Below are 23,879 nucleotides of genomic sequence, written 5' to 3' on the forward strand. Positions count from 1 at the left end.
ATGCGCGACGACCTGCCCCCTCTTGACGGCGCGGCCGGCCCCACGGTGATGCGCAACCGCCGCTCGCCGTGGGACGTGCGCGGCGATCTGCGCCGCCGCAGCGCGCTCGCGCTGGCCGTCGCCGGCTTCGTGCTGCCGCTCGCCGTGTGGATCCTCGTGTCGCTGAACGGCTGGGCCGATCCCGTATTCCTGCCGCCGCCGTGGCAGGTGCTGGCCCAGCTGGGCGAGTGGTACCGCGACGGCGACCTGCTGGGCGACGTCATCGTCAGCATCGGCCGCGTGCTGGGCGGCTTCTGCGTCGCGGCCCTCGTCGCCGTGCCGCTCGGCGTGCTGGTCGGGACGTATGCGCCGGTGCGCGCGTTCCTCGAGCCGCTGACGGAATTCACCCGTTACCTGCCCGCCGTCGCGTTCATCCCGCTGATCATGCTGTGGGTCGGCATCGAGGAAAGCGCGAAGATCGCGGTGATCTGGGTCGGCGTGTTCTTCCAGATGCTGCTGCTCGTCGCCGCCGACGTGGCGCGCGTGCCGGACGCGCCGATCGAAGCGGCGCGCACGATGGGCGCGACGAACGAGGAAATCATCAAGTACGTGCTGATCCCGGCCGCGCGTCCCGCGATCCTGACCACCTTGCGCGGCGCGATGTGCCTGGCGTGGACGTACCTCGTCGTGGCCGAACTGGTGGCCGCGAACTCGGGCCTGGGCTACGCGATCCTGAAGGCGCAGCGCTTCCTCCAGACCGACAAGATCTTCGCCGGCATCCTGCTGATCGGCCTCGTGGGCCTGCTCACGGACCAGGCGTTCCGCTGGCTGCACAAGCGCTGCTTTCCCTGGCATCACCTGCGAGGCTGAACCATGACACCCAAGATAGCCGTACGCGGCCTGTACAAACACTATGGCCGCGGGGCGCGGCGCACGCTCGCGCTGCAGCACGTGGACCTGGACATCGCCGCCAGCGAATTCGTGACCCTCGTCGGCGCGTCCGGCTGCGGCAAATCGACGCTGCTGCGCACGATCTGCGGCCTGGAGGAATACGGACAAGGCAGCATCGTCTGCAACGGCCGCGACGTCGACGGCCCCGGCGCCGACCGCGCCATGGTCTTCCAGAGCTACAGCCTGTACCCGTGGCTGACGGTGAAGGACAACATCCGCTTCTGCCGCCGCCTCAAGCACCACGCCGCCGCCACGTCGAGCGACGTCGAAATCGCATCCGGCCGCGCGGACGCCCTCATCGGCCTGATGGGCCTTGCGCACGTGGCACATGCGTATCCGGCCGAACTCTCGGGCGGCATGCAGCAGCGCGTGGCGATCGCGCGGGCGCTGATGGCGCGGCCGGACGTGCTGCTGATGGACGAGCCGTTCGGCGCGCTGGACGCGCAGACGCGCGAAGTGATGCACGACCTGATCCGCCACGTCCACCACCTGGAAAAGACCACCATCGTGTTCGTCACGCACGACGTCGAGGAAGCGATCTACCTGGGCGAGCGCGTCGTCGTGATGGCGCCGCGTCCGGGCCGCATCGATTCGATCGTCGACGTGCCGTTCGGCGCCAAACGCCACCAGGACCTGAAGCTCGCGCCCGAATTCTCCGCGCTGAAGCGCCAAATCCTGAACCGCATCCGCGAGACGTCCGGCGTCAAGACCGACCTGGAACAGCTCGAAAAACTCACTCGCACGACCTGACGGAGCCACCATGACACACACCGAACACACTCTCGAACTGGCCCCGGACCTGGACCCGGCCCGCGTGCTGTGGACCGAACGCTTCCCCGGCGGCGCGCACTGGTCGTACCGCGTGCGGCGCGGCACCACGCTGCGCTTCATCGCCGTGGAAGCCGGCGCCAACACGTCCGTGCTGCTGTATCGCGCCGACGAGCGCATGGAGCGCCTCAACGTGCCGGACACGCTGAAGGCCCAGCACACGGCACACCTGACGGCGGGCCACGTACTGTACTCGGACATGGGCCGCATCCTCGCGTCGATCCCGCGCGACACGGTGGGCTGGCACGATCCGCTGTGCGGCCTGTCGGATGCGGAAGGCATCGCGCGCCGCCACGGCGTCAAGCGCTACCAGGAACACCGCAACGCGATGCACCGCAACGGCAAGGACAGCCTGCTCGTCGAGATGGGCAAATGGGGTTTGGGCCTGCGCGACCTCGTACCGAACCTGAACCTGTTTTCCAGGGTGGCGGTCGATGCCGACGGGCGTTTCCGCTTCGCCGAGAACCACGCAAAGCCCGGCGACTTCGTCGAGCTGCGCTTCGAGATGGACACGCTGGTCCTGGTCTCCACCGCGCCCCACCCGCTCGATCCGCGCCCCGACTACGCGCCGGGCAAGGTCGCCATCGTGGCCTGGGATTCCGGTCCGGCCGGCGAGGACGACGTGTGCCGCCTGTCGTGCGCCGAAAACGGCCGCGGCTTTCATAACACCGAACTGATTTACCGCTGAGGAGACCGTCATGCACACCCTGCGCGAGAGCACGCTCGATCCCGCCGCCGCCCTGGCCATCCACGACCTGCCGGCCGGCGAACCGTGGCTGCACGAAGTCAAACGCGGCCAGACGCTGCGCATCGTCGACCTGGAAGGCAACCAGGCCGTCGACACGATCTTCTACAACGCCGCCGACACGGCCGAAAGCTACAGCGTGACCGACACGCTGCAGCGCCAGGGCGGCATCCACCTGTCGGCCGGCTCGGTGCTGTATTCGAACCGCGGCCGGCCGATGCTGGCTATCGTGGCCGACACGTGCGGCCGCCATGACACGCTGGGCGGCGCCTGCGCGGCCGAGAGCAACACGGTGCGCTATGCGCTGCAGAAGAAATTCATGCACAGCTGCCGTGACAACTACCTGCTCGCGCTGGCGCGAGCGCACATCGGCATGGACAAGCGCGACCTCGTCCCCAACGTGAACTTCTTCATGAACGTGCCGGTGACGGAAGGCGGCGGCCTGTCGTTCGAGGACGGCCTGTCCGCGCCGGGCAAGTATGTCGAGCTGCGCGCCGAGATGGACGTGCTGGTGCTCGTGTCGAACTGCCCGCAGCTGAACAACCCGTGCAATGCCTACAACCCCACCCCGGTCCGCTTCGTGATCTGGGGGGCCTCCCCCTCCGCCTGAAAGACCGCCATGTTCGACAAGATCCTGATCGCCAACCGCGGCGAAATCGCCTGCCGCGTGATCCGCACCGCGCGCCGTCTCGGCATGAAGACGGTGGCCATCTATTCCGAGGCCGACGTCGAATCGCTGCACGTGCGCCTGGCCGACGAAGCCGTGTGCGTGGGCCCGGCCGCCGCCAGCGACAGCTATTTGTCGGCCGAGCGCGTGCTGGCGGCGGCGCGCAACACGCGTGCGCAGGCGATCCACCCCGGCTACGGCTTCATGAGCGAGAACGCCGGCTTCGCGGAAGCGTGCGCCGCCGCGGGCATCGTGTTCATCGGCCCCACGCCGCGGCAGATGCGCGACTTCGGCCTCAAGCACACCGCACGCGAACTGGCACGGCAGGCCGACGTACCGCTGCTGCCGGGCACCGGCCTGCTGGACGGCGTCGAGGAAGCGCTGACGGAAGCGCGCCGCATCGGCTACCCCGTCATGCTGAAAAGTACGGCGGGCGGCGGCGGCATCGGCATGCGCCTGTGCCGCGACGACGACGAACTGGCCGGCGCCTACGCGTCCGTGCGCCACCTGTCCGAGAACAACTTCAAGAACAGCGGCATCTACCTGGAAAAATTCGTGCAGCGCGCGCGCCACGTCGAGGTGCAGATCTTCGGCGACGGCCGCGGCAACGTCGTGTCGCTGGGCGAGCGCGATTGCTCCGTCCAGCGCCGCAACCAGAAGGTGATCGAAGAGACGCCCGCGCCGGACCTTTCGGACGGCACGCGCCATGCGCTGGCCGCCACCGCCGTGCGCCTGGGCGCAGCGATCCACTACCTGTCGGCCGGCACCGTCGAATATGTGCTGGACGCGGACACGGGCGCGTTCTACTTCCTCGAAGTGAACACGCGCCTGCAGGTGGAGCACGGCGTGACGGAAGAAGTGTTCGGCGTCGACCTCGTCGAATGGATGATCCGCGCGGCGGCCGGCGAGCTCACGCTGCCGGACCAGGCATCGCTCGTGCCGCACGGCCACGCGATGCAGCTGCGCGTGTACGCGGAAGACCCGGCGCGCAATTTTCAACCCTGCTCCGGCGTGCTGACGGCCGTCGAATTCGCGCCGGGCCTGCGCGTGGACACGTGGGTCGAGCGCGGCGTCACCGTCAGCCCCTACTATGACCCGCTGCTGGCCAAGCTGATCGTCAAGACGGACAACCGGGCCGCGTCCGTCGACCAGCTCGTGCGCGCTCTCGAGACGTCGCGCATCGACGGCATCGAGACCAATCTTGCCTACCTCGCGCGCATCCTGCGCTACGGCGATTTCGTCGCCGGCCGCCAGATCACGCAGATGCTGGCCGCGATGGACTTCGCGCCGCGGACCGTCGAAGTGCTGGACGGCGGCATCCAGACGACGGTGCAGGACTACCCGGGCCGCCTGGGCCTGTGGGCCGTCGGCATCCCGCCGTCCGGGCCGATGGACGCCTACGCGCACCGCGTGGCGAACCACCTGCTCGGCAACGATGTCGCCGCGCCGACGCTGGAGATGACCTTGCAGGGCGCGGCCCTGCGCTTCAACTGCGCGTGCACGATCGCGCTGGCCGGCGCCGATCTCGGGGCCAGCGTGTCCGGGGCGGACGGTAAACGCGACCTCGCGAACTGGCAAGCACACGCCATCGCGGCCGGCGAAACGTTGCGCTTCGCCGGCGTGCGCGGCGCGGGCGTGCGGGCTTACGTCGCATTCGCGGGCGGCCTGGACGTGCCGGACTACCTCGGCAGCCGCGCCACGTTCACCTTGGGCCAGTTCGGCGGCCACGGCGGCCGCGCCGTGCGCGCGGGCGACATGCTCAAGCTGAAGCCCGTGCCGGCGTTCACTCGCGAACTCGCACCCGCCGCGATCCCGGCCTATGCGCACCACTGGGACATCGCCGTCCACTACGGCCCGCACGGCGCGCCGGACTTCTTCACCGGCGACGACATCGTGACGTTCTTCGGCACGGACTGGCAGGTGCACTTCAATTCCAGCCGCACCGGCGTGCGCCTCGTCGGCCCGAAACCGCGCTGGGCGCGCGCGGACGGCGGCGAAGCGGGCCTGCACCCGTCGAACATCCACGACAACGCCTATGCCATCGGCTCCATCGACTTCACCGGCGACATGCCCGTGATCCTCGGCCCGGACGGCCCGAGTCTCGGCGGCTTCGTGTGCCCCGCGGTGATCGTATCGAGCGACCTGTGGAAGATGGGCCAGCTGAAACCGGGCGACACGGTGCGCTTCCACCGCGTGTCCGTCGACGAGGCGGCGGCCATGCGCGCGGCGCTGGACGCCGTGTTCGAGCGGCCGGACGCGGCGCCCGCGTGGACGCCGCCGGCGTCGCCGCTAGGCCTGGCCCAGCCGGCCGTCGCGGGCGAAGCAGCGCTGCCGGACGGTACGCGCGTCGTGTTCCGCCGCGCCGGCGACGACTACCTGCTGGTGGAATTCGGCGACCTCGCGCTGGACATCAACCTGCGTTTCCGCGTGCATGCGCTGATGTGCGCGCTGGAAGACGCACGCCTGGGTGGCGTCGTCGACCTCACGCCCGGCATCCGCTCGCTGCAGGTCCACTTCGACCATCGCCGCCTGGGCGCCACGCGCCTGCTGGAGCGGATCGGCGCGCTGCTGGCGGCGCAGGGACCGGTCGAGGACATGGTGGTCCCGTCGCGCATCGTGCACCTGCCGCTCGCGTGGAACGACACGCAGACGCGCCTCGCGATCCAGAAGTACGAGACGACCGTGCGCCCGGACGCGCCCTGGTGCCCCAGCAACATCGAATTCATCCGCCGCATCAATGGACTGGACTCGATCCGCGACGTGTACGACGTCGTGTTCAAGGCCAGCTACATGGTGCTGGGCCTGGGCGACGTCTACCTGGGCGCGCCGGTCGCGACGCCGGTCGATCCGCGCCACCGCCTCGTGACGACGAAGTACAACCCGGCGCGCACGTGGACGCCGGAAAACGCGGTCGGCATCGGCGGCGCCTACCTGTGCGTGTACGGCATGGAAGGCCCGGGCGGCTACCAGTTCGTCGGCCGGACAGTCCAGATGTGGAACCGCTACCGCCAGACGGCCAGCTTCCGCGACGGCAAACCGTGGCTGCTGCGCTTCTTCGACCAGATCCGGTTCTACGAGGTCACGGAAGACCGCCTGCTCGAACACCGGCGCGATTTCCCGCTCGGCCGCTTCGACGTGCGCATCGAGGAGACCACGTTCTCGCTGGCCGACTACAACGCGTTCCTGGCGCGCGAAGCGGATGCGATCGCCGCGTTCAAGACGCGCCAGCAGGCCGCGTTCGAGGCCGAGCGCGAACGGTGGCGCACGAGCGGCCAGGCCGAATGGGTCAGCGAGGAAGCGACGCTCGATGCGGGCGCGCCGGCCGACCTGCCCGACGGCAGCCAGTACCTGTCCGCCGTCGTTCCCGGCAGCGTGTGGAAGATCGTCGTGCCGCCCGGCGCCGCCGTGTGCGAGGGCGAGACGCTGGCGATCTTCGAATCGATGAAGATGGAAATCCCCGTCGTCGCCACCGCCGACGGCGCGCTGGACGAATGGCTCGTCGCCGAGGGCAAGCCCGTCGCCGCCGGCCAGCGCATCGCCGTCTTCACGGCCGCATCCTGAATCCGCAACCCATCCCCTACAAGGAGTCCCGCATGCACGACAAGAAGATCATCCTCGCCATTGCCACCCTGCTGTGTTCCGGCGCCGCCTGGGCCGACGACGCGCCCGCGTTCACCGGCCACGTCGACCTGGTCAGCAAATACATCCTGCGCGGCGTCAGCTCGACCTATGGCCCCGGCCTGCCGGGCCTGGGCAACGCCGGCGCCGACGCGCCCGAGTCGGACCAGCCCGCGCTGCAATGGGGCGTGGACTGGAACGATCCGTCCGGCTTCTTCCTCGGCTACTGGGCGTCGCAGATCAACTACTCGTACAAACGCCTGGGCGAATCGTATGCCGACCGCGGCATCGCCGACTTCCAGAACAAGAAATCGATCGAGAACGACTTCTACGGCGGCTTCAACGGCAAGGTGGGCGACATCGGCTACACCGTCGGCCTGACGGGCTATTACTACATCAACGGCGAGCACGCCAACGCGCTCGAGACCAAGCTGGGCGCCAGCTACGGCCCGTTCAGCGTGACGGCGCAGACCCTGCTCAAGGACGTCGTCTGGGGCAACCGGGGCGACACCTACTGGACCTTGGCCGCGAGCCAGCCGCTCCCGCACGACATCACTCTCTCCGCCACCCTCGGCTTCTACACGTACCACAAGGAAGGCCGCTACCTGGGCACGGTCGACACGCTGACCGGCACGCGCTGCGCGGCCGGCACGAGCTTCATCGTCAACGGCTGCTTCGCGGGCGGCGCGCCGTCGTCGGGCGGGTGGCGCCACCTGACCGTCGGCTTCACGCAGCCGCTCGGCGCCGGTTTTACCTGGGGCCTGCAAGGCCTCCTCGGCGGCGACAACCGCTACGGCGTCAAGCAGGGCAACCGCCTGCTGGCCACCCTCGGCTACGCCTTCTGATCCTCTTATGCGAGACATCATGACGATCACCGACATCCACGCCGACTACCTGGGCGGCGCATCGACGCCCAGCCGCTGCATCGAGCAGGTACTGGCCCGCATCGCCGCCGCGGACCGCCCCGAGATCTGGATCAGCCGCATGGACGCCGCCGCGCTGCGCGCACAGGCCCGCGCGCTCGACGCCGTGCTGGCGGCCGAAGGCGCCGCCGCGCTGGCGCGCCTGCCGCTGCTGGGCATCCCGTTCGCCGTCAAGGACAACATCGACGTGGCGGGCATGCCCACCACGGCCGCCTGCCCTGCCTACGCCTACGTGCCGGACGCATCGGCGCCGGTGGTGGAAAAACTCGTCGCGGCCGGCGCCCTGCTGGTCGGGAAGACGAACCTGGACCAGTTCGCGACGGGCCTCGTCGGCACGCGCTCGCCGTACGGCGCCGTGCGCAACGCGGTCGATCCGGATTACGTGTCGGGCGGCTCCAGTTCCGGCTCCGCCGTCGCCGTGGCGCTGGGGATGGCCGCGTTCGCGCTCGGCACGGATACCGCCGGATCCGGCCGCGTGCCGGCGGGCCTGAACGGCATCGTCGGGCTGAAGCCCACGCGCGGGCTGCTCTCGACGCGCGGCGTGGTACCGGCGTGCCGCACGCTCGATTGTGTCTCCGTGTTCGCGGCGAGCGTGGCCGACGCGTGGAAGGTCGTGCAGGCCGCGGCCGGGTACGATGCGCTCGACCCGTATTCGCGCCGCATTGCGCCGCAGGGCGTGCGCCGGCGCGGCTATCGCATCGCCGTGCCCGCGCAGCTGGAATTCTTCGGCGACGTCGCCGCGCAAGCCGCCTTCGAGGCGACCCTTGCACGCCTGCGCGACCTCCCCGGCTGCACGTTCGGCACGGTCGACTACACGCCGTTCCGCGACGCCGCCGCCCTGCTCTATCAGGGCCCGTGGGTCGCGGAGCGTCACGCCGCCGTCGGCGCCTTCATCGACGCGCAGCCGGACGCCGCGCATCCGGTAGTCGCAGGCATCATCGGGCAGGCCCGGGAATACGATGCGACCGATGCGTTCATGGGCCAGTACCGGCTGGCGGCGCTGCGCCGTGCGGCCGAGGACAGCCTCGCGGGCTACGACTTCCTGCTGGTGCCCACCACGCCGACCATGCCGCGCATCGCCGACGTGCTGGCGCGCCCCGTGGAACTGAATGCGCAACTGGGGTATTACACGAACTTCGTGAACTTCTTCGACATGGCCGCGCTGGCCGTGCCGGGGGTTTCCCGTGCGGACGGCCTGCCGGCGGGCGTCACGCTTATCGGCGCCGCCGGCAGCGACCACTTACTGGCGACGGCGGTCGCGGCGCTGCTCGGCGGCGCGGAAGCCGATGCGCTGGCCGCGGATCCCCTGCCGTTCGCCGAACCGACAGTACAGGTGGCCGTCGTCGGCGCGCACCTGGCGGGCCAGCCGCTGAACTGGCAGCTGCTGGAACGGGGCGCGCGCAAGGTGGCGGCCACGCACACGGCGCCGCACTACCGCCTGTACGCGCTGCCGGGCACGACGCCGCCCAAGCCGGGCCTGGCGCGGGTCGACCGCGACGGCGCGGCGATCGAGGTGGAAGTGTGGGAACTGCCGCTGCGCCGCTTCGGCGAATTCGTGGCCGAGATCCCGGCGCCGCTGGGCATCGGCTCGCTCGAACTGGCGGACGGGCGCTGGGTCAAGGGCTTCATCTGCGAACCGGCCGCCATCGCCGACGCCACCGACATCAGCATGTTCGGCGGCTGGCGCGCGTACCGGTCACGACAGGCTGCCTGACAGCCGGGTTTGCGCCAGCCACGCGGCCACCTGCTCCGCGCGGCGCTGCACGTCCGTGTCGAAGCCGTGTTCGACCAGCAGCGCCACGCCGTTCGTGCGTCCCAGCACGCCGGACTCCAGTTGCAAACCGTCGCCACGACGCACGATGCGCCACGGCGCCAGCGCGTCGGCAAGCAGCGAACCCAGCACGAGGTTGTGCGACGACACGACCACCAGCGCATGCCGCGCGAGTGCGTCGACGACGGCTGTTGCGGCGGACACGGATTCTTCGTGGTTCGTGCCGCGGAAGATTTCATCGACGAGGCACACCACGGGTCGCGGACCGTGGGCGCGCGCCAGCAGCATCCGCGCCCGCGCCAGCTCGGCGATATACAGGCTCTGGCCACCCAGCAGCGAATCTTCGTTCTGCATGCTGGCGACGACCGGCAACGCCGGCAGGCTCGCTGACTGCGCGTAGCAGAAGCCGAACGCACGCGCGGTCACGAGGTTCAGGCCCAGCATGCGCAGGAACGTGCTTTTGCCCACGCCGTTCTGGCCCGACAGGAACGCGCCCTTGCCGTCCAGGGTCACGGACAGTCCGCGCGCCTCGTCCAGCAGCGGATGCACGCCGCCGTCGATCGCCAGCGTGCGCGCGCCGGTGCGCGTGGCCCAGCACCAGGTGGGACGCTCGCGCAGGTGACGGGCCAGCGTCACGTCCGCCTCCAGCTCCGCGCACAGCCAGTAGCACTCGCGCAGGAAGTCGCGCGCGCCGAACACCCGGGCCAGCGTACGGTAGTAGTGACGCACGTCGGCCGCCGCGAACCAGTCCGCGTATTCGCGCGCGCCAGGCACGCCGGATGCGGCCAGCAGCGAACGGTCCAGCGAGCGGCTCAACCGCCCTGCCCGCGCGCCCCGTCCCGTGAAGGGCTTGCTCAGCGCCTGATCGCTGCCGTCCAGCAGCGAGCAGGCGCGCAATAGCATCTGCAGCGCGCGCAGCGATCGCGTCCAGAGGCCGACGCGGTCCTGGTAGCGCATGTGCACCATCACGAGGAAGTACATGGCGGCCCCGACGCCGACCCAGCCCCACGGCGAGACGAGCAGCGCGGCCGCGATCGACGCCACCAGCAGCACGGGCAGCCAGAGCAGCCGGCCGACCCAGCCGGGGCGCGGCGGCTGCGTGTCCGCGAACAGCAACGCGGCCACGTCGATGTCCGCTTCGCGCAGGCAGGCCAGCTTGCGCTCGAGGGCGTCCAGCTGCGCGGGATCGTCCAGCAACGCCTGCACGCGGGCGCGTCTCGATGCCACCGCCGCGTCATCGAGGCCGCCGCGCAGGTCGCGCTCCAGCACCTGGCGCCCGAAGAGGCTCGTGCCGGCTGCGAGCGTGTCCGTGTAACCGGGCAGCAGCAGATCGCGCCAGGTGGCATCGTCGAGCAGATCGTCCGCGTCGGGCGGCACGGCAAGGCGCAGGACCGCCACCTCGTCCGGTTCAGATTTGTATGAGGTCATGCAGGACTTTCCTGGGCGGCGCCGGACTATTGTTGGCAAGAAACTATGGCCGGTTTCCAGAATATCAAGACCGTCCGCGACTGTCCGTCCACACCGCCCCCGGACAGTCGCGGACGCGGCCGTGTCCACTGTCCCCGCCTGTGAAATCAATGGGTTAGCACATGGCACGGATCGTGCAAATACAGGCACTGTCCACAACCCGTGTCCACATCATGATCCGCGATACCTCACAACAAGACGCCGTCATTGCCCCGCCCCCGGGCCACAAGCTGAAGCGCCGCGCGCTCTGGGTCGGCAGCGCCGTCCTCGTGGCCGCCCTGTGCGCCGGCCTCGTGTCGACATGGCGCGGCAGCGAGGCGTCCGTCAGCGCGTCGCGCCTGCGCATCGCCGAGGTCACGCGCGGCACGCTCGTGCGCGACGCCTCCGTCAACGGCCGCGTCGTCGCCGCCGTCAGCCCGACGCTGTATGCCAAGGCCCCCGCCACCGTCAACCTGAAGGTCGCGGCCGGCGACACCGTCAAGAAGGGGCAGGTGCTGGCCGTGCTCGAATCGCCCGACCTGGCGGACGTGCTGAAACGCGAGACGTCCGCGTACGAAGGCCTGAAGGCCGAGGTGGCGCGCCAGCAGATCCTGTCGCGCAAGCAGAAGCTGCTGGCGCAGAAGGAGGCCGACACCGCCGAGATCGACCGCCTGTCCGCCCAGCGCACCCTGGAGCGCTACGACAGCGTGGGCCAGTTCGGCGTCATCGCCAAGATCGATTACCAGAAGGCGAAGGACGCGCTGCAGTCCGCACAGATCCGCGCGAAGCACGCGACGCAGGCGGCGAGCCTGGAAAGCGAGGACGTCGCGCTCGCGATCAAGACGAAGCTGAACGATCTGGAACGCGCGCGCCTGTCGATGGAAGAAGCGCAGCGCCGCGTCGACGAGCTGACCGTGCGCGCGCCCGTCGACGGTTTCATCGGCACCCTGAACGTACAGGACCGCATGGTCGTCGCCGCGAACGCGCCGCTGATGACGCTCGTCGACCTGTCGAAGCTCGAGGTCGAGATCGAGGTGCCGGAGACGTATGCGGCCGACCTGGGCCTGGGCATGAACGCCGAGGTCACGCTGCCCTCGGGCACCGCGACGGGCAAGTTGTCGGCGCTGTCGCCGGAAGTCGTCAAGAGCATGGTGCTGGCGCGCGTGCGCTTCGACGGCGAACAGCCGAAGGGCCTGCGCCAGAGCCAGCGCGTGACGGCGCGCCTGCTCATCGAGGAACGCCCGAACGTGCTGATGGTGGCGCGCGGCCCGTTCGTCGAGAGCGAGGGCGGACGCTATGCCTACGTCGTGCGCGACGGGATCGCCACGCGCACGCCGATCCGCATGGGCGCCACCAGCATGTCGGCCGTCGAAATCGTGTCGGGCCTGAAGCTGGGCGACAAGGTCGTCGTCGCCGGCACCGACGCATTCAATAACGCGAACCGCATCTCGATCAACCAGTAACCAACCAAAGGATCCGCCATGCTGCGCATGACCAATCTCTCCAAGGTATACCGCACCCACATGATCGAGACGCACGCGCTGCGCGGCTTCGAGATCGAAGTCCGCGAGGGCGAGTTCGTCACCGTGACCGGTCCGTCCGGCTCGGGCAAGACGAGCTTCCTCAACATCGCCGGCCTGCTCGAGGAATTCACGTCCGGCGAATACATCCTCGACGGCGTCAACGTGAAGGGGCTGGACGACAACGCCCGCTCGCGCCTGCGCAACGAAAAGCTGGGCTTCATCTTCCAGGGTTTCAACCTGATCCCCGACCTGAACCTGTACGACAACGTCGACGTCCCGCTGCGCTACCGCGGCTTCAACGCGGCCGAGCGCAAGAAGCGCATCGAGGACGCCCTGGCGAAAGTCGGCCTGGCGTCGCGCATGAAGCATTATCCGGCCGAGCTGTCCGGCGGCCAGCAGCAGCGCGTGGCCATCGCGCGCGCGCTCGCGGGCTCGCCGAAACTGCTGCTGGCGGATGAACCGACCGGTAACCTCGATACGCAGATGGCGCGCGGCGTGATGGAACTGCTGGAAGAAATCAACGCGGCCGGCACGACGATCCTGATGGTCACGCACGATCCGGAACTGGCGGTGCGCACCACGCGCAACGTGCACATCATCGACGGCCAGGTGTCCGACCTCGTTCGCCGCGGCCCGACCCTCGTCGACACGAAGTCCGCCACGGTTACCGCATAAGGAGCGCACCATGTTCGGCTATTACTTCAGGCTCGGCGTGCGCAGCCTGCGCCGCAACCCCGCCCTCACGGCGCTGATGGTGCTGACGCTGGCCGTCGGCGTGGCCGCGAGCGTGTCCACGCTGACGATCCTGCACATGATGTCGAGCGACCCGATCCCGCAGAAGAGCACCCGGCTGTTCGTGCCACTGATCGACCCGGGCCCGGTGAAAGGCTATACGCCGGGCGAACGGCCGGAGGACATCCAGATCACCTACCAGGATGCGATGAACATGCTCAAGAGCGGCCAGGGCGTGCGCCGCACGGCGCTGTACGGCGTCGAAGCGTCGGTCGAGCCGCCGCGGCGCGAGATCGCCCCGTTCAACATGGGCGGCCTGGCGCCAACGCGCGACTTTTTCGCCATGTTCGACGTGCCGTTCGACTACGGTCAGCCGTGGACCGAGGCGGACGAGGCGCGCGCTGCCGACGTCGTGGTGCTGAGCCGCGCGATGGCGGACAAGCTGTTCGGCGACGTCAACCCGGTCGGCCGGCGCCTGAACCTGATGGGCTTTCCGTTCACCGTCGTCGGCGTTACCGCCAAGTGGAAGATGCTGCCGCGCGTCTACCTGCTCCAAGGCGGATCGCCCTACGTCACGGGCGAGGAGTTCTTCATTCCGCTACCGACCGCCATCCGCCACGAAACCCAGCACCGCGGCGGCATGAGCTGCTCCTCGAACGTCGGGCCGGGCTTCGCCGCGCGCCTCGCGTCCGACTGCACGTGGATCACCGCGTGGTTCGAAACCGCGTCGTCCGGCGACCGCGGCGACCTGCAATCCTGGCTCGACAGCTACGCGGCCGAACAGCGCAAGCTGGGCCGCCTGACGCGCAACGCGCCGAACCAGCTGTTCGATGCCCTGGGCTGGATGGAGTACACGCACGTCGTCGGCAAGGACAGCCAGTTGCAGACCTGGCTGTCCTTCGGCTTCCTCGCGCTGTGCCTCGTGAACACCATCGGCCTGTTGCTGGCCAAGTTTTCCGTGCGCGCCACCGAGATCGGCGTGCGGCGCGCACTGGGCGCCTCACGCACCGAGATCTTCCGCCAGTTCCTGATCGAGACCGCCGTCGTGGGACTCGTCGGCGGCGTGCTCGGCCTGCTTCTCGCATTCGGCGCGCTGGCCCTGATCCGCATGTCGAGCGATTCGATGGCTGCCGTCGCCCACATGGATTGGGAAATGCTGGGACTGACCTTCGTGATCTCGGTCGGCGCCGCCATCCTCGCCGGCCTGCTGCCGACCTGGCGCGCGTGCCAGGTCACGCCGGCGATCCAGCTCAAATCGCAATAACGGCCCTAGGAGAACGCCATGGAATTCCGTCCCATCCTATCCGCGCTGCTGCGCAACAAGACCGGCCCCCTGCTGGTCGCGCTGCAGGTCGCACTCAGCCTGGCGATCCTCGCCAACGCCGTGCACATCGTGAACGAGCGGCGCGCGGTCATGTCGCGTCCGTCCGGCCTCGCCGACGAGCACGCGGTGTTCCACATCGCCGTGCGCACGCTCAGCAACGCCACGCCGGAGCAGCAGCTGGCCGACATCAGACGCCAGACCGAGGTCCTGCGCGCCGTCCCCGGCGTGGTCGCCGCGGCCCAGGTCAGCCAGGTGCCGATGTCGCGCAGCGGCAGCAACACCAGCATCGTGCTCGACCCGCGCCAGGAGCGGTCCAGTACCGACATATCGACCTATGTGTCCGGCGATTCGCTCATCAAGACGTTCGGCCTCACGCTCGTCGAGGGCCGCGATTTCCAGCCGCAGGAACTCGTCGACGTGAACGAGCGCACGGAGGACGTGTATCCGCCGGGCGTCATCATCACGAAGCCGACGGCCGACAAGCTGTGGCCGGGCACGAGCGCGATCGGCAAGACGATCTACTTCGGCGTCGGCGCCGACGCGCATCCGGCGCGCATCATCGGCGTGGTCGAGAACCTGATCAGCGCGCACGCCGAGACCAGGGAACGCGGCATGCATTCCGTGCTGATCCCCCAGCGCCAGTACGGCGGCGGCCGCGGCACGCTGTATGCCGTGCGCACGGAGCAGGGCCAGCGCGACCGCGTGATGAAGGAGGCGGAGGCGGCGCTGCGCAAGTCGTCAGCCACGCCGATGATCATGGAGCTCGGGACCACCGACGACGACCGCAAGAACCGCTACCGCGGCGACGCCGCGCTGCAGTGGATGCTGATCACCGTGAGCGCGCTGCTCGTGCTGATCACCTGTTCCGGCATCGTCGGCATGGCCAGCCTGTGGGTCACGCAGCGCCGCAAGCAGATCGGCGTGCGGCGCGCGCTGGGCGCGAAGAAGACCGACATCCTGCGCTACTTCATCACGGAGAACTTCATGATCACGAGCGCCGGCGTGTTCGGCGGCGTGGCGCTGGGCCTCGCGCTGAACCAGCTCCTCGTCAGCAAGCTGGAGATGGCGCGCCTGCCGGCCGGCTATCTCGTGTTCGGCGCCCTCGGCTTCTGGCTGCTGGGCGTGGCCGCGGCCTACGGTCCGGCGTGGCGCGCGGCCAGCATTTCGCCGGCCACCGCGACGCGCAGCGTGTGACCCGGCAGTGATATGCTAGCGGGCATGCCTACCGTATTGATCATCGATGACAACGCCGCCGTCGGCATCGCGCTCGACGTCCTGTTTTCGCTGCACGACATCGCCTCGCTGCGCGCCGCCTCGCCCGAGGAAGGTCTCGCCCTCCTCGCGCGCGAACAAGTCGATCTCGTCATCCAGGACATGAACTTCACGGCCGACACCACGTCGGGCGAGGAAGGGGTCGCGCTGTTCCGCGCGATCCGGAAAGAATATCCGGACCTGCCGGTGATCCTGCTGACGGCGTGGACGCACCTGGACGCGGCCGTCGACCTGATCAAGGCCGGCGCCGCCGATTACCTGTCGAAGCCGTGGAACGACGACCGCCTGCTCGCGACGGTGACGAACCTGATCGAACTGGGACAGGCCAACCGCGCACTGGGCCAGCGCCTGCAGCGCGAACGCCGCGCGCGGCGCGAACTGGAACAGCAGTTCGACCTGCGCGGCCTCGTGTGGGCCGACCCGGCCACGGAGCGCGTGCTGAGCCTCGCCTGCCAGGTGGCGCGCGCCGACGTGCCGGTCCTGATCACGGGGCCGAACGGCACGGGCAAGGAACGCATCGCCGAAATCATCCAGGCGAATTCGATGGTCCGCGACGGCCCGTTCGTGGTGCTGAACTGCGGCGCGCTGCCGTCGGAACTGATCGAGGCGGAGCTGTTCGGCGCCGACGCCGGCGCGTACACGGGCGCGTCGAAGGCGCGCGAAGGCAAGTTCGAGGCGGCCGACGGCGGCACCTTGTTCCTCGACGAGATCGGCAACCTGCCGCTGGCCGGCCAGATGAAACTCCTGCGCGTGCTGGAGACCGGGCGCTTCGAGCGCCTCGGCTCCAACCGCGAGCGCCAGGTGAAGGTGCGCGTGATCAGCGCGACGAACGCGGACCTCGCGGCGATGATCCGCGCCGGCACCTTCCGCGAAGATTTGTATTACCGCCTGAACGTGATCGAACTGAAGCTGCCGGCGCTGGCCGCGCGTCCCGGCGACATCCTGCCGCTGGCGCACGGCTTCCTCCCGCGCGGCAAGACCCTGCATCCGGGCGCGGAAGCCGCCCTGCTCGCGCACAACTGGCCAGGCAATGTGCGCGAACTGAAGAACGTGATGGCGCGCGCGAACCTGCTGACCCAGGGCGACGTGATCAAGCCGCCCGACCTCGGCCTGCCGCTGCCGGCCCATGCCGCGCTCGACGCGGAACCGGACCGCGAGGCGATCACGCAGGCGCTCGCGCGCGCGGGCGGCGTGATCGCGCAGGCGGCCGCGGAACTCGGGCTGTCGCGCCAGGCCCTGTATCGTCGCATGGAGCGGCTCGGCATCGACCGCGCCGCATGAAATTCCGGCTGTCGCTCGTCACGCGCTGGTCGGCCCTCGTCGGCACGCTGCTGGCGGTCGGGATCATCATCGCGCTCGCGCTCGACCATCTGCTGCCGGGCCGTCCGCTCGCGGTGCTGGGCATCTGCCTGCTGTGCGTCGTGCCGATTTCCATCATCACCCTGCGCTCGCAGGTGCAGCCGATCCTGTCGCTGTTCCGCGCGCTGGAGGGCACGGTCACCAGCTACCGCGACGGCGATTTTTCGTTCAGCCTGCACTGGCCGCAGAACGACGAACTGTCGGACCTCATCGCCGCCCACAACGCGCTGGGCGAAGTGCTGCGCGAGCAGAGACTGGACCTCGTGCAGCGCGAACTGCTGCTCGACACGATGGTGCAGAACACGCCCGTCGCCATGCTGCTCGTGACGGAGCCGCCGGGCGCCGCCGGCCGTGTCATCGTCTACGCGAACGTGGCGGCGCGCCAGCTACTGTTCGAGGGCCATAAACTGGATGGCCACGCGCTGCACGACGTGCTGCAAAAGACGCCGGCCCTCGTGGAAGCGCTGGCGCGCGGCGGCGACGGCCTGTTCACGGCCGGCGACGGCGAAGAGGAAGAGGTCTACCACCTCGCCCGCCGCAACTTCAGCCTGAACGGCCGGCGCCACGAATTGCTGCTGCTGCGCCAGCTGACGGCCGAACTGCGGCGCCAGGAAGTGCAGACGTGGAAAAAAGTCATCCGCGTCATCAGCCACGAATTGAACAATTCGCTGGCCCCGCTCGCATCGCTCGCCCACTCCGGCGCGGAGCTCGTGCGGCGCGGCCAGACGGAGCGCCTGCCGCAGATCCTGCAGACCATCGGCGAACGCACGCGCCACCTGGAGAGCTTCATCCTCGGCTACGCGCGCTTCGCCAAGCTGCCGGCGCCGCGCCTGGAGACGATCGCGTGGGCCGATTTCGTGGCCGGCCTCGCGGGCCAGGTGGCGTTCCGCCTGGGCGGCGAACTGCCGGAATCTCCGGCGCACATCGACCGCGCGCAGATGGAACAGGCGCTCCTCAACCTGCTGAAGAACGCGCACGAATCCGGCTCGCGTCCGGAAGACGTCGAGCTGCACGTACGGCGCGTGCAGGACGTGGTCCGCATCGACGTATTCGATCGCGGCACGGGGATGAACGACGCCGTGCTGACGAACGCCCTCGTCCCGTTCTACTCGACGAAGCGCAGCGGCACGGGCCTCGGCCTGGCGCTGGCGCGCGAAATCGCCGAAGCCCACGGCGGCCGCATCACCCTCGGCAACCGCGAAGGCGGCGGCCTGGCCGTCACCCTGATCCTGCCCGCCTGAACTCGACACTTCGGGGTCAGAGCCCGGTTTTAGGAAATTGCTCAGATTCGGGGTCAGGTCCCTTTTTTCCGACGCCATTCCGCCGGTTGAACGCCGTTCCACGTACTTGCCCGCACAATAGGCGAGGTTGAGCGCAACGACCATTTATAATGTGCTCTGACCCCGAATTTGCCGCGAAAGCGCACGATCGTGCGATACTCCCGGTTTCGTCGACGTTGGAGTACGCGAGGAATGATCCGACTACCTTTGTTTTGCATGACCGCGCTGGCGCTGTTGGCCGGCTGCGTCCAGTCTCCTGCCACCCGTACGGCCTCTGCGCCCGCGCAGCCGCAGCAACCGCCGCAGCAGCAGGTGCCGGGCCAGCATTGCGCGCCGCCCGCCTATCCGCAGGAAGCGCTGCAGGCGCGCATGAGCGGCGTGTCGATGATGGCCTTCCTGGTCGGCAGCGACGGCACCGTGCGCGAATCGCGCCTGCTCAAGTCGAGCGGTTACGCGATCCTCGACCACGCCGCGGAAGCCGCGCTCCGGCTGTGCCGCTTCAAGCCCACGCTGAAGAACGGCCATACGGTCGCGGCGTGGCAGCCCGTCCAGTACGCGTGGTCGCTGCCGTAATGACCAACGCCAGGGATCCCCGCTTCGCCCGGCCCGGCCACCCGCCGGCCACGATCACCGAATTCGAAGGCGTGCGCTCGCTGCACCTCGGCACCTCGTGGGTGCAGGGCGCGATGCGGCTGGCGCGGCCCGATGCGATCGAGCTGGAATACGTCCAGATGATGATGATGTGGATGCTGTTCCTGCCGAATCCGCGCCGCATCGTGCAACTGGGCCTCGGCAGCGCCGCGCTGACGAAGTTCTCCCACCTGCGCTTTCCGCAGGCGCGCGTGACGGCCGTCGAGCTGAATCCGAACGTCATCGCCATCTGCCGCGAACACTTCGGCCTGCCGTCCGACGACGGCCGCCTGGACGTGCGCGAGATGGATGCGCTGGACTTCGTGATGGACGAGGCCAATCACGGCACGGTGGACGTGCTGCAGGTCGACCTGTACGACGAGGAAGCGCGCGGCCCCGTGCTCGATACGCCCGAGTTCTACGCCGCGTGCGCCGCCTGCCTGAAGAGCGGGGGCGTCATGACCGCCAACGTGTTCGGCGATTTTTCCAACTACGACAAGAACCTCGATGCGATGCGCGACGCGTTCGACGCCGTCGTCTGGCTGCCCGAGGTCCACGACGCCAACATCGTCGTCGTCGCGTTCAAGGACGCGCCGCAGATCGACTTCGCCGTGCTGTACGAACGCGCGGCCGACATCAAGCGGCGCTACAACCTGCCGGCCAAGAGCTGGGTCAACGGGTTGAAGGAGTGGATGCGCGACCACGCCGGCTGATCGTGCGCCGGCCCCGGCCCCGCTCGGGCTAGCATGGGGCATGGCCACCGACATCTCGCTCCTGCGCACCGCGCGCCTGCAACTCGTCGTCCCGGCAGCCCGCCACGCGGGGGCATTCGCGGCCCTGCATGCGGACCCGTACACGATGCGCTACATCGGCCAGGGCCGCCCGCTCGACCGGACGGACGCCTGGCTGCACCTCGCCATGCTGATCGGGCACTGGCAGATGCGCGGCTACGGCGCGTGGATGCTCGAAGATCCCGCCGACGGCAGTTTCGTCGGCCGCGTCGGCCTGTTCCATCCGGCCGGGTGGGACGAAGCGGAACTGGGCTGGATGATCGTGCCCGCGCTGCGCGGCCGCGGTCTCGCCACGGAAGCGGCGCGGGCCGTGCGCGACGTCGCGTTCGGCACGCTGGGCATGACGTCGTTGATCAGCCTGATCAAGCCCGGCAACGAAGCGTCGCGCCGCGTCGCATTGAAAGCCGGGGCCATCGCAGCCGAGACCGTCAGCTTCCCGGACGGTCCCCTGCAGACCTACCGCTACCGCAAATAGTTCCGTCATGCGCGGCGCATACGACTGAGCCAGCGCAACTCAACCAAAAGTGTAATGGGCATTGTCATGAAACGTCATCGACGATTCTGACGGAGCTCAAGCATGAACGTGTTAATGGTTGGCGCCGGCAATGCCGGCTGCGCGCTCGGGGCCCTGCTGGCGCTGGATGGTCACCGTGTCGCCCTGCTCAAGACGTCGCGCGCGCTGCATGACGAGAACTTCGACGCGGTCGCCGCAACACGCGCGATCACGGTGCACGGCAAGGCCGGCGACGGCACACCGCGCACGGCCGCGCTGGCGCTCGCCACGCGCGATCCGGACGAAGCCTTCGACATCGCGCCCGACGCCGTCGTCGTCACCACGCAGACGCAGTGCCATCCGCACGTCGCCGCGCTGATCGGCCCCCGGCTCGACGGCCGCCCGCTCGTGCTGCTGGCGCCCGGCTACCTGGGGTCGTTCCACTTCCTGCCCTGGCAGGCCCGCGCCGGGTTCCTGCTGGCCGAAGGCGAAAGCCTGCCCTACGACGCACGCCTCGTCGCGCCGGGCACCGTCGACATCCTGTTCCGCAACGTGCGCAACGCGCTGGCCTTCATGCCGCGGGCCCGCGCGGCCGAGGGTCTGGCCCGCGCGGCCCGTTTGTTCCCGACGTATGTCGCGACCCGCACCAACGTGGTCGAATCCGCGCTGCACAATCCGAACCTCGTCGTGCACACCATCGGCACGCTGCTCTCGGCCAGCCGCATCGAATACGCGGAAGGCGAATTCTGGATGTACCGCGAAGCGTTCACGCCCTCGGTCCTGCGCCTGCTGGCGCGGCTCGACGCGGAAAAGAACGCCGTCATCGCGGCCACGGGTGGCCAGCCGTCGCCGTATTTAAACGAGTGCCGCTTCCGCAACGCCGACGACCTGGACGAACCCGCGCTGGCCGTGTTCCGCCGCTACGCGCGGGAAGGCGGCCCGAAAGGACCGGCCAGCATGGAGACGCGCTTCATCACGGAAGACGTGCCGATGGGCCTCGCCCTGCTGTCCTCGATCGGCCGCCTGATGGACGTGCCGACACCGGTGGCGGATGCGCTGATCGTGATCGCCGAGGGCCTGCTCGACCGCGATTTCCGCAGCGAACCCGAGGCGCGCACCCTGGCGAGCCTCGGGCTGGGCGACGCCTCGGCGGCCGACTTCCGCCGCCTGCTCGATGCTTGAGCGCGCCGCCCTGTACGGCTGGCTGGCGCGCCGCTACTACGCGTGGCGCCCGTATCTTCCGGCCCGCCTGCTGTACCACCCGGACTATTTCCGCCTGCGCGCGCTGCTCGCCGGCGACGCCGCGGCCGTCGATGCGCTCGCGCGGCGCCGCCTGCGCCGCATCCTCGTGCACGCGCTCGCGCACGTGCCGCACTACCGCCGCACCGTGCGGCTCGGCGTCGCCGAGGCGGCGCACGAACCGCTCGCCGAGGTGCTGGCCGCCTTTCCCTGGCTGACCAAGGACGAGGTGATGGCCCGGCAGCGCGACTTCCTCGACAGCCGCCTCGACCCACGCCGGCTGCTGTACGCGACGAGCGGCGGCTCGTCCGGCCAGGGCATCGGCATGTGGCGCAACAAGCGCCTGGCCGACATCGAAAAAGCCTTCTTCGCGCACGAGTGGGGGCGCTTCGGCTTCTCGTTCGACAAATCGCGCATCCTGCGCATCGGCGCCGACGCACGCCGCCTCGCGCACGAGCCGCCGGTGCGTGTGGCGGGCAACCGCCTGATGCTGTCGCCCTACCACGTCGGCGCCGCGCACCGCGCCGCCATCCTCGCGGCCATCAACCGCTTCCGCCCGGACTACGTGCACGCGTATCCCAGCTCCGCGGCCGCGCTGGCCGAACTGCTCGATCCCGGCGACCTCGATGTCCGCGTGCGCGCCGTGCTGCTGGCGTCCGAGCCCGTCACGCCCGCGCAACTGGCGGCGCTGCGCCGGCTGTTCGATTGCCCCGTCTCGCTCAACTACGGCCTGTCGGAACGCACGAACCTGGCCTTCGCCACATGCACCGGGCTTGCGGGCGCGGACTATCGCTTCCAGCCCCTGTACGGCTGGTCGGAAAACCGCTGGGACGGCGAGCGCGCGGAAATCGCCGGCACCTCGCTGTGGAACGACGTGATGCCGCTGATCCGCTACCGCACCGGCGACTACGGCGTGATCGAGGCAGGCGGCCGCTGCGCCGCCATCGACGGGCGCGCGCAGGAATTCCTGGTCGACCGCGCGGGCAGCCGCATCCCCGGCCTGTCCATCGTCATCGACGAAGCCACGTGGGACGTCGTGCGCCTGTACCAGGTGCGCCAGCGGCGTCCCGGCGAGATCGTCCTCGCGGTGGTGGGACGCCACGGCCCGCTCGACGCCGCCCAGCGCGCCTTCCTGCTCGACGCCCAGCGGCGCCGCTGGGGCGACCGGTTCGACATCACCTTGCAGGAAGAAAGCGACATCCCGCTGGCGCCGAACGGCAAGCGCAAGCTGGTGGTCAGCGCGCCGGGTGCGTGAGCGGCAGGGCCGGCGCGGGCATCGCCTCGCGCCACCAGTCGGCGCCCTCCTGCGGCTGCGCGAGCGCCAGGCGCTCGCCCATCATCGGCGTCGCCAGCTTCACGCCGGCCGCGCGCGCAAGATCGGCGATGCGCTCGAACGGTTCGTACCACGGATGCAGCGCCAGGTCGAACGTGCCGTTGTGGACCGGGACCAGCCAGCGCCCGCGCAGGTCCAGGTGCGCCTGCAGCGTCTCCTCGGGCAGCATGTGCACCTCGGGCCACATCGCGTTGTAGGCGCCGTTTTCGACGAACGTCACGTCGAACGGGCCGAAACGCTCGCCGATGGTCTTGAAGTCGTCGTGGTAACCCGTGTCCCCGCTGAAGAACAGCTTCAGTCCCGCCGCTTCGATCACCCACGACACCCACAACGTGCGGTCGCCGTCGCTCAAGCTCCGGCCGGAAAAATGCCGCGACGGCGCCGCCGTCAGGCGCAGGCCCTCGACATCGGTCGACTGCCACCAGTCGAGCTGGCGCACCTTCGCGGGATCGACGCCCCAGCGGACGATGCGGTCGCCCACGCCGAGCGGCGCGATGAACTTGTCGGCCTTGGGAATCAGGCGCTTGATGCTGTCGTAATCCAGATGGTCGTAATGGTCGTGCGACAGGATCACGCCGGCCAGCCGCGGCAGCGTCTCGATGCCGATCGGCGGCGCGTGAAAACGCTTCGGACCGGCCCATTGCACCGGCGCCGCGCGCTCGGAAAACACGGGATCCGTGAGCCAGTAGCGGCCGGCGAGCTTGAACAGCATCGTCGAATGGCCCAGGCGCCACAGGCTCGCGTCGGGCGCGGATTCGATGTCGGCCCTTGTCACCGGCTGCACGGGCAGCGGCTGGTCGGGCACCGCCGTCTTCGGCTTCGTCGTCGACACTTTCCAGAACAGCGCCAGCATCTCCATGATGCCCTGGCGGCGGCGCGGGACGACGTTGCGGAAACGGCCGTCGGGGTGACGTGGGGCGTTGGTGGATTCAGACATGGCGGAGATGGATCGAAAGACGATGAACGATCATCGCA

The 23,879-nt window shown here is 69.3% G+C and carries 20 protein-coding genes; 18 read left to right on the forward strand and 2 right to left on the reverse strand.

Annotated elements, in window-relative coordinates; all coding sequences use genetic code 11:
* The 7 genes from QPK29_RS07535 to atzF are packed head-to-tail and all read left to right on the forward strand — an operon-like array spanning position 1 to position 9,425.
* Complete coding sequence (locus QPK29_RS07535) at positions 1-849, forward strand: ABC transporter permease (RefSeq protein ID WP_371771593.1); 849 nt, start codon at positions 1-3, stop codon at positions 847-849.
* A gap of 3 nt (positions 850-852) precedes the next feature.
* The gene (locus QPK29_RS07540) at positions 853-1,680 is read left to right on the forward strand and encodes an ABC transporter ATP-binding protein (RefSeq protein WP_056329165.1); all 828 of its coding nucleotides are present in this window, start codon (positions 853-855) and stop codon (positions 1,678-1,680) included.
* A gap of 10 nt (positions 1,681-1,690) precedes the next feature.
* Positions 1,691-2,446 carry an urea amidolyase associated protein UAAP1 gene (locus tag QPK29_RS07545; RefSeq protein WP_056128518.1) on the forward strand — a complete coding sequence of 252 codons (756 nt, stop codon included), beginning with the start codon at positions 1,691-1,693 and terminating at the stop codon, positions 2,444-2,446.
* A 10-nt stretch (positions 2,447-2,456) separates the two neighbouring features.
* Positions 2,457-3,113 (forward strand): urea amidolyase associated protein UAAP2, encoded by a 657-nt coding sequence (locus QPK29_RS07550; RefSeq protein ID WP_371771594.1) that lies wholly within the window; start codon positions 2,457-2,459, stop codon positions 3,111-3,113.
* 9 nt (positions 3,114-3,122) lie between these two features.
* Positions 3,123-6,731 (forward strand): urea carboxylase, encoded by a 3,609-nt coding sequence (gene uca, locus QPK29_RS07555; protein ID WP_371771595.1) that lies wholly within the window; start codon positions 3,123-3,125, stop codon positions 6,729-6,731.
* Positions 6,732-6,763: 32 nt separating this feature from the next.
* The gene (locus tag QPK29_RS07560) at positions 6,764-7,633 is read left to right on the forward strand and encodes a TorF family putative porin (protein ID WP_371771596.1); all 870 of its coding nucleotides are present in this window, start codon (positions 6,764-6,766) and stop codon (positions 7,631-7,633) included.
* Positions 7,634-7,652: 19 nt separating this feature from the next.
* Complete coding sequence (gene atzF / locus QPK29_RS07565; protein WP_371771597.1) at positions 7,653-9,425, forward strand: allophanate hydrolase; 1,773 nt, start codon at positions 7,653-7,655, stop codon at positions 9,423-9,425.
* Here the strand turns inward: atzF and QPK29_RS07570 are convergent.
* Positions 9,408-10,910: a MutS-related protein gene (locus tag QPK29_RS07570; protein ID WP_371771598.1), complete on the reverse strand. Its 1,503-nt coding sequence runs from the start codon at positions 10,908-10,910 to the stop codon at positions 9,408-9,410. The two genes, atzF and QPK29_RS07570, sit on opposite strands and share 18 nt — an antisense overlap.
* Positions 10,911-11,122: 212 nt before the next feature.
* On the opposite strand from QPK29_RS07570, the gene QPK29_RS07575 reads away from it, so the two are divergent.
* From QPK29_RS07575 to QPK29_RS07625, 11 genes are all read left to right on the forward strand, one after another.
* Positions 11,123-12,391 carry an efflux RND transporter periplasmic adaptor subunit gene (locus QPK29_RS07575; RefSeq protein WP_056128532.1) on the forward strand — a complete coding sequence of 423 codons (1,269 nt, stop codon included), beginning with the start codon at positions 11,123-11,125 and terminating at the stop codon, positions 12,389-12,391.
* Positions 12,392-12,409: 18 nt separating this feature from the next.
* A complete protein-coding gene (locus QPK29_RS07580; protein ID WP_056128535.1) occupies positions 12,410-13,126 on the forward strand; it encodes an ABC transporter ATP-binding protein in 717 nt (238 codons plus the stop codon).
* A gap of 10 nt (positions 13,127-13,136) precedes the next feature.
* Positions 13,137-14,447 (forward strand): ABC transporter permease, encoded by a 1,311-nt coding sequence (locus QPK29_RS07585; RefSeq protein ID WP_056128547.1) that lies wholly within the window; start codon positions 13,137-13,139, stop codon positions 14,445-14,447.
* Positions 14,448-14,465: 18 nt separating this feature from the next.
* On the forward strand, positions 14,466-15,701 hold the full coding sequence (locus QPK29_RS07590; RefSeq protein WP_056329156.1) for an ABC transporter permease: 1,236 nt from the start codon (positions 14,466-14,468) through the stop codon (positions 15,699-15,701).
* Positions 15,702-15,725: 24 nt separating this feature from the next.
* Positions 15,726-17,060, forward strand: coding sequence for a sigma-54-dependent transcriptional regulator (locus QPK29_RS07595; protein ID WP_371771599.1), 1,335 nt, complete (start codon positions 15,726-15,728; stop codon positions 17,058-17,060).
* On the forward strand, positions 17,057-18,379 hold the full coding sequence (locus QPK29_RS07600; RefSeq protein ID WP_371771600.1) for a sensor histidine kinase: 1,323 nt from the start codon (positions 17,057-17,059) through the stop codon (positions 18,377-18,379). Before QPK29_RS07595 ends, QPK29_RS07600 begins: the two co-directional genes overlap by 4 nt.
* Before the next feature lie 231 nt (positions 18,380-18,610).
* The gene (locus QPK29_RS07605; RefSeq protein WP_082579137.1) at positions 18,611-18,991 is read left to right on the forward strand and encodes an energy transducer TonB; all 381 of its coding nucleotides are present in this window, start codon (positions 18,611-18,613) and stop codon (positions 18,989-18,991) included.
* A complete protein-coding gene (locus QPK29_RS07610; RefSeq protein ID WP_371771601.1) occupies positions 18,991-19,761 on the forward strand; it encodes a spermine/spermidine synthase domain-containing protein in 771 nt (256 codons plus the stop codon). Before QPK29_RS07605 ends, QPK29_RS07610 begins: the two co-directional genes overlap by 1 nt.
* A 40-nt stretch (positions 19,762-19,801) precedes the next feature.
* Positions 19,802-20,314 carry a GNAT family N-acetyltransferase gene (locus QPK29_RS07615; RefSeq protein WP_056329139.1) on the forward strand — a complete coding sequence of 171 codons (513 nt, stop codon included), beginning with the start codon at positions 19,802-19,804 and terminating at the stop codon, positions 20,312-20,314.
* A gap of 102 nt (positions 20,315-20,416) precedes the next feature.
* Positions 20,417-21,514, forward strand: coding sequence for an NAD/NADP octopine/nopaline dehydrogenase family protein (locus QPK29_RS07620; RefSeq protein WP_371771602.1), 1,098 nt, complete (start codon positions 20,417-20,419; stop codon positions 21,512-21,514).
* Positions 21,507-22,826 carry a phenylacetate--CoA ligase family protein gene (locus QPK29_RS07625; RefSeq protein ID WP_371771603.1) on the forward strand — a complete coding sequence of 440 codons (1,320 nt, stop codon included), beginning with the start codon at positions 21,507-21,509 and terminating at the stop codon, positions 22,824-22,826. Before QPK29_RS07620 ends, QPK29_RS07625 begins: the two co-directional genes overlap by 8 nt.
* On the opposite strand, the gene QPK29_RS07630 is transcribed toward QPK29_RS07625, so the two are convergent.
* Positions 22,807-23,841, reverse strand: coding sequence for an MBL fold metallo-hydrolase (locus QPK29_RS07630; RefSeq protein WP_371771604.1), 1,035 nt, complete (start codon positions 23,839-23,841; stop codon positions 22,807-22,809). The two genes, QPK29_RS07625 and QPK29_RS07630, sit on opposite strands and share 20 nt — an antisense overlap.
* Positions 23,842-23,879: the final 38 nt, after the last annotated feature.

The sequence above is a fragment of the Massilia orientalis genome (genome assembly GCF_030411975.2).
GTDB lineage: Bacteria > Pseudomonadota > Gammaproteobacteria > Burkholderiales > Burkholderiaceae_D > Telluria > Telluria orientalis.

Excerpts from the sequence above, each read along its gene's own strand:
- QPK29_RS07535 (WP_371771593.1), top strand. The coding sequence starts at position 1 with ATGCGCGACGACCTGCCCCCTCTTGACGGCGCGGCCGGCCCCACGGTG.
- QPK29_RS07540 (WP_056329165.1), top strand. The coding sequence starts at position 853 with ATGACACCCAAGATAGCCGTACGCGGCCTGTACAAACACTATGGCCGC.
- QPK29_RS07545 (WP_056128518.1), top strand. The coding sequence starts at position 1,691 with ATGACACACACCGAACACACTCTCGAACTGGCCCCGGACCTGGACCCG.
- QPK29_RS07550 (WP_371771594.1), top strand. The coding sequence starts at position 2,457 with ATGCACACCCTGCGCGAGAGCACGCTCGATCCCGCCGCCGCCCTGGCC.
- uca (WP_371771595.1), top strand. The coding sequence starts at position 3,123 with ATGTTCGACAAGATCCTGATCGCCAACCGCGGCGAAATCGCCTGCCGC.
- QPK29_RS07560 (WP_371771596.1), top strand. The coding sequence starts at position 6,764 with ATGCACGACAAGAAGATCATCCTCGCCATTGCCACCCTGCTGTGTTCC.
- atzF (WP_371771597.1), top strand. The coding sequence starts at position 7,653 with ATGACGATCACCGACATCCACGCCGACTACCTGGGCGGCGCATCGACG.
- QPK29_RS07570 (WP_371771598.1), bottom strand. The coding sequence starts at position 10,910 with ATGACCTCATACAAATCTGAACCGGACGAGGTGGCGGTCCTGCGCCTT.
- QPK29_RS07575 (WP_056128532.1), top strand. The coding sequence starts at position 11,123 with ATGATCCGCGATACCTCACAACAAGACGCCGTCATTGCCCCGCCCCCG.
- QPK29_RS07580 (WP_056128535.1), top strand. The coding sequence starts at position 12,410 with ATGCTGCGCATGACCAATCTCTCCAAGGTATACCGCACCCACATGATC.
- QPK29_RS07585 (WP_056128547.1), top strand. The coding sequence starts at position 13,137 with ATGTTCGGCTATTACTTCAGGCTCGGCGTGCGCAGCCTGCGCCGCAAC.
- QPK29_RS07590 (WP_056329156.1), top strand. The coding sequence starts at position 14,466 with ATGGAATTCCGTCCCATCCTATCCGCGCTGCTGCGCAACAAGACCGGC.
- QPK29_RS07595 (WP_371771599.1), top strand. The coding sequence starts at position 15,726 with ATGCCTACCGTATTGATCATCGATGACAACGCCGCCGTCGGCATCGCG.
- QPK29_RS07600 (WP_371771600.1), top strand. The coding sequence starts at position 17,057 with ATGAAATTCCGGCTGTCGCTCGTCACGCGCTGGTCGGCCCTCGTCGGC.
- QPK29_RS07605 (WP_082579137.1), top strand. The coding sequence starts at position 18,611 with ATGATCCGACTACCTTTGTTTTGCATGACCGCGCTGGCGCTGTTGGCC.
- QPK29_RS07610 (WP_371771601.1), top strand. The coding sequence starts at position 18,991 with ATGACCAACGCCAGGGATCCCCGCTTCGCCCGGCCCGGCCACCCGCCG.
- QPK29_RS07615 (WP_056329139.1), top strand. The coding sequence starts at position 19,802 with ATGGCCACCGACATCTCGCTCCTGCGCACCGCGCGCCTGCAACTCGTC.
- QPK29_RS07620 (WP_371771602.1), top strand. The coding sequence starts at position 20,417 with ATGAACGTGTTAATGGTTGGCGCCGGCAATGCCGGCTGCGCGCTCGGG.
- QPK29_RS07625 (WP_371771603.1), top strand. The coding sequence starts at position 21,507 with ATGCTTGAGCGCGCCGCCCTGTACGGCTGGCTGGCGCGCCGCTACTAC.
- QPK29_RS07630 (WP_371771604.1), bottom strand. The coding sequence starts at position 23,841 with ATGTCTGAATCCACCAACGCCCCACGTCACCCCGACGGCCGTTTCCGC.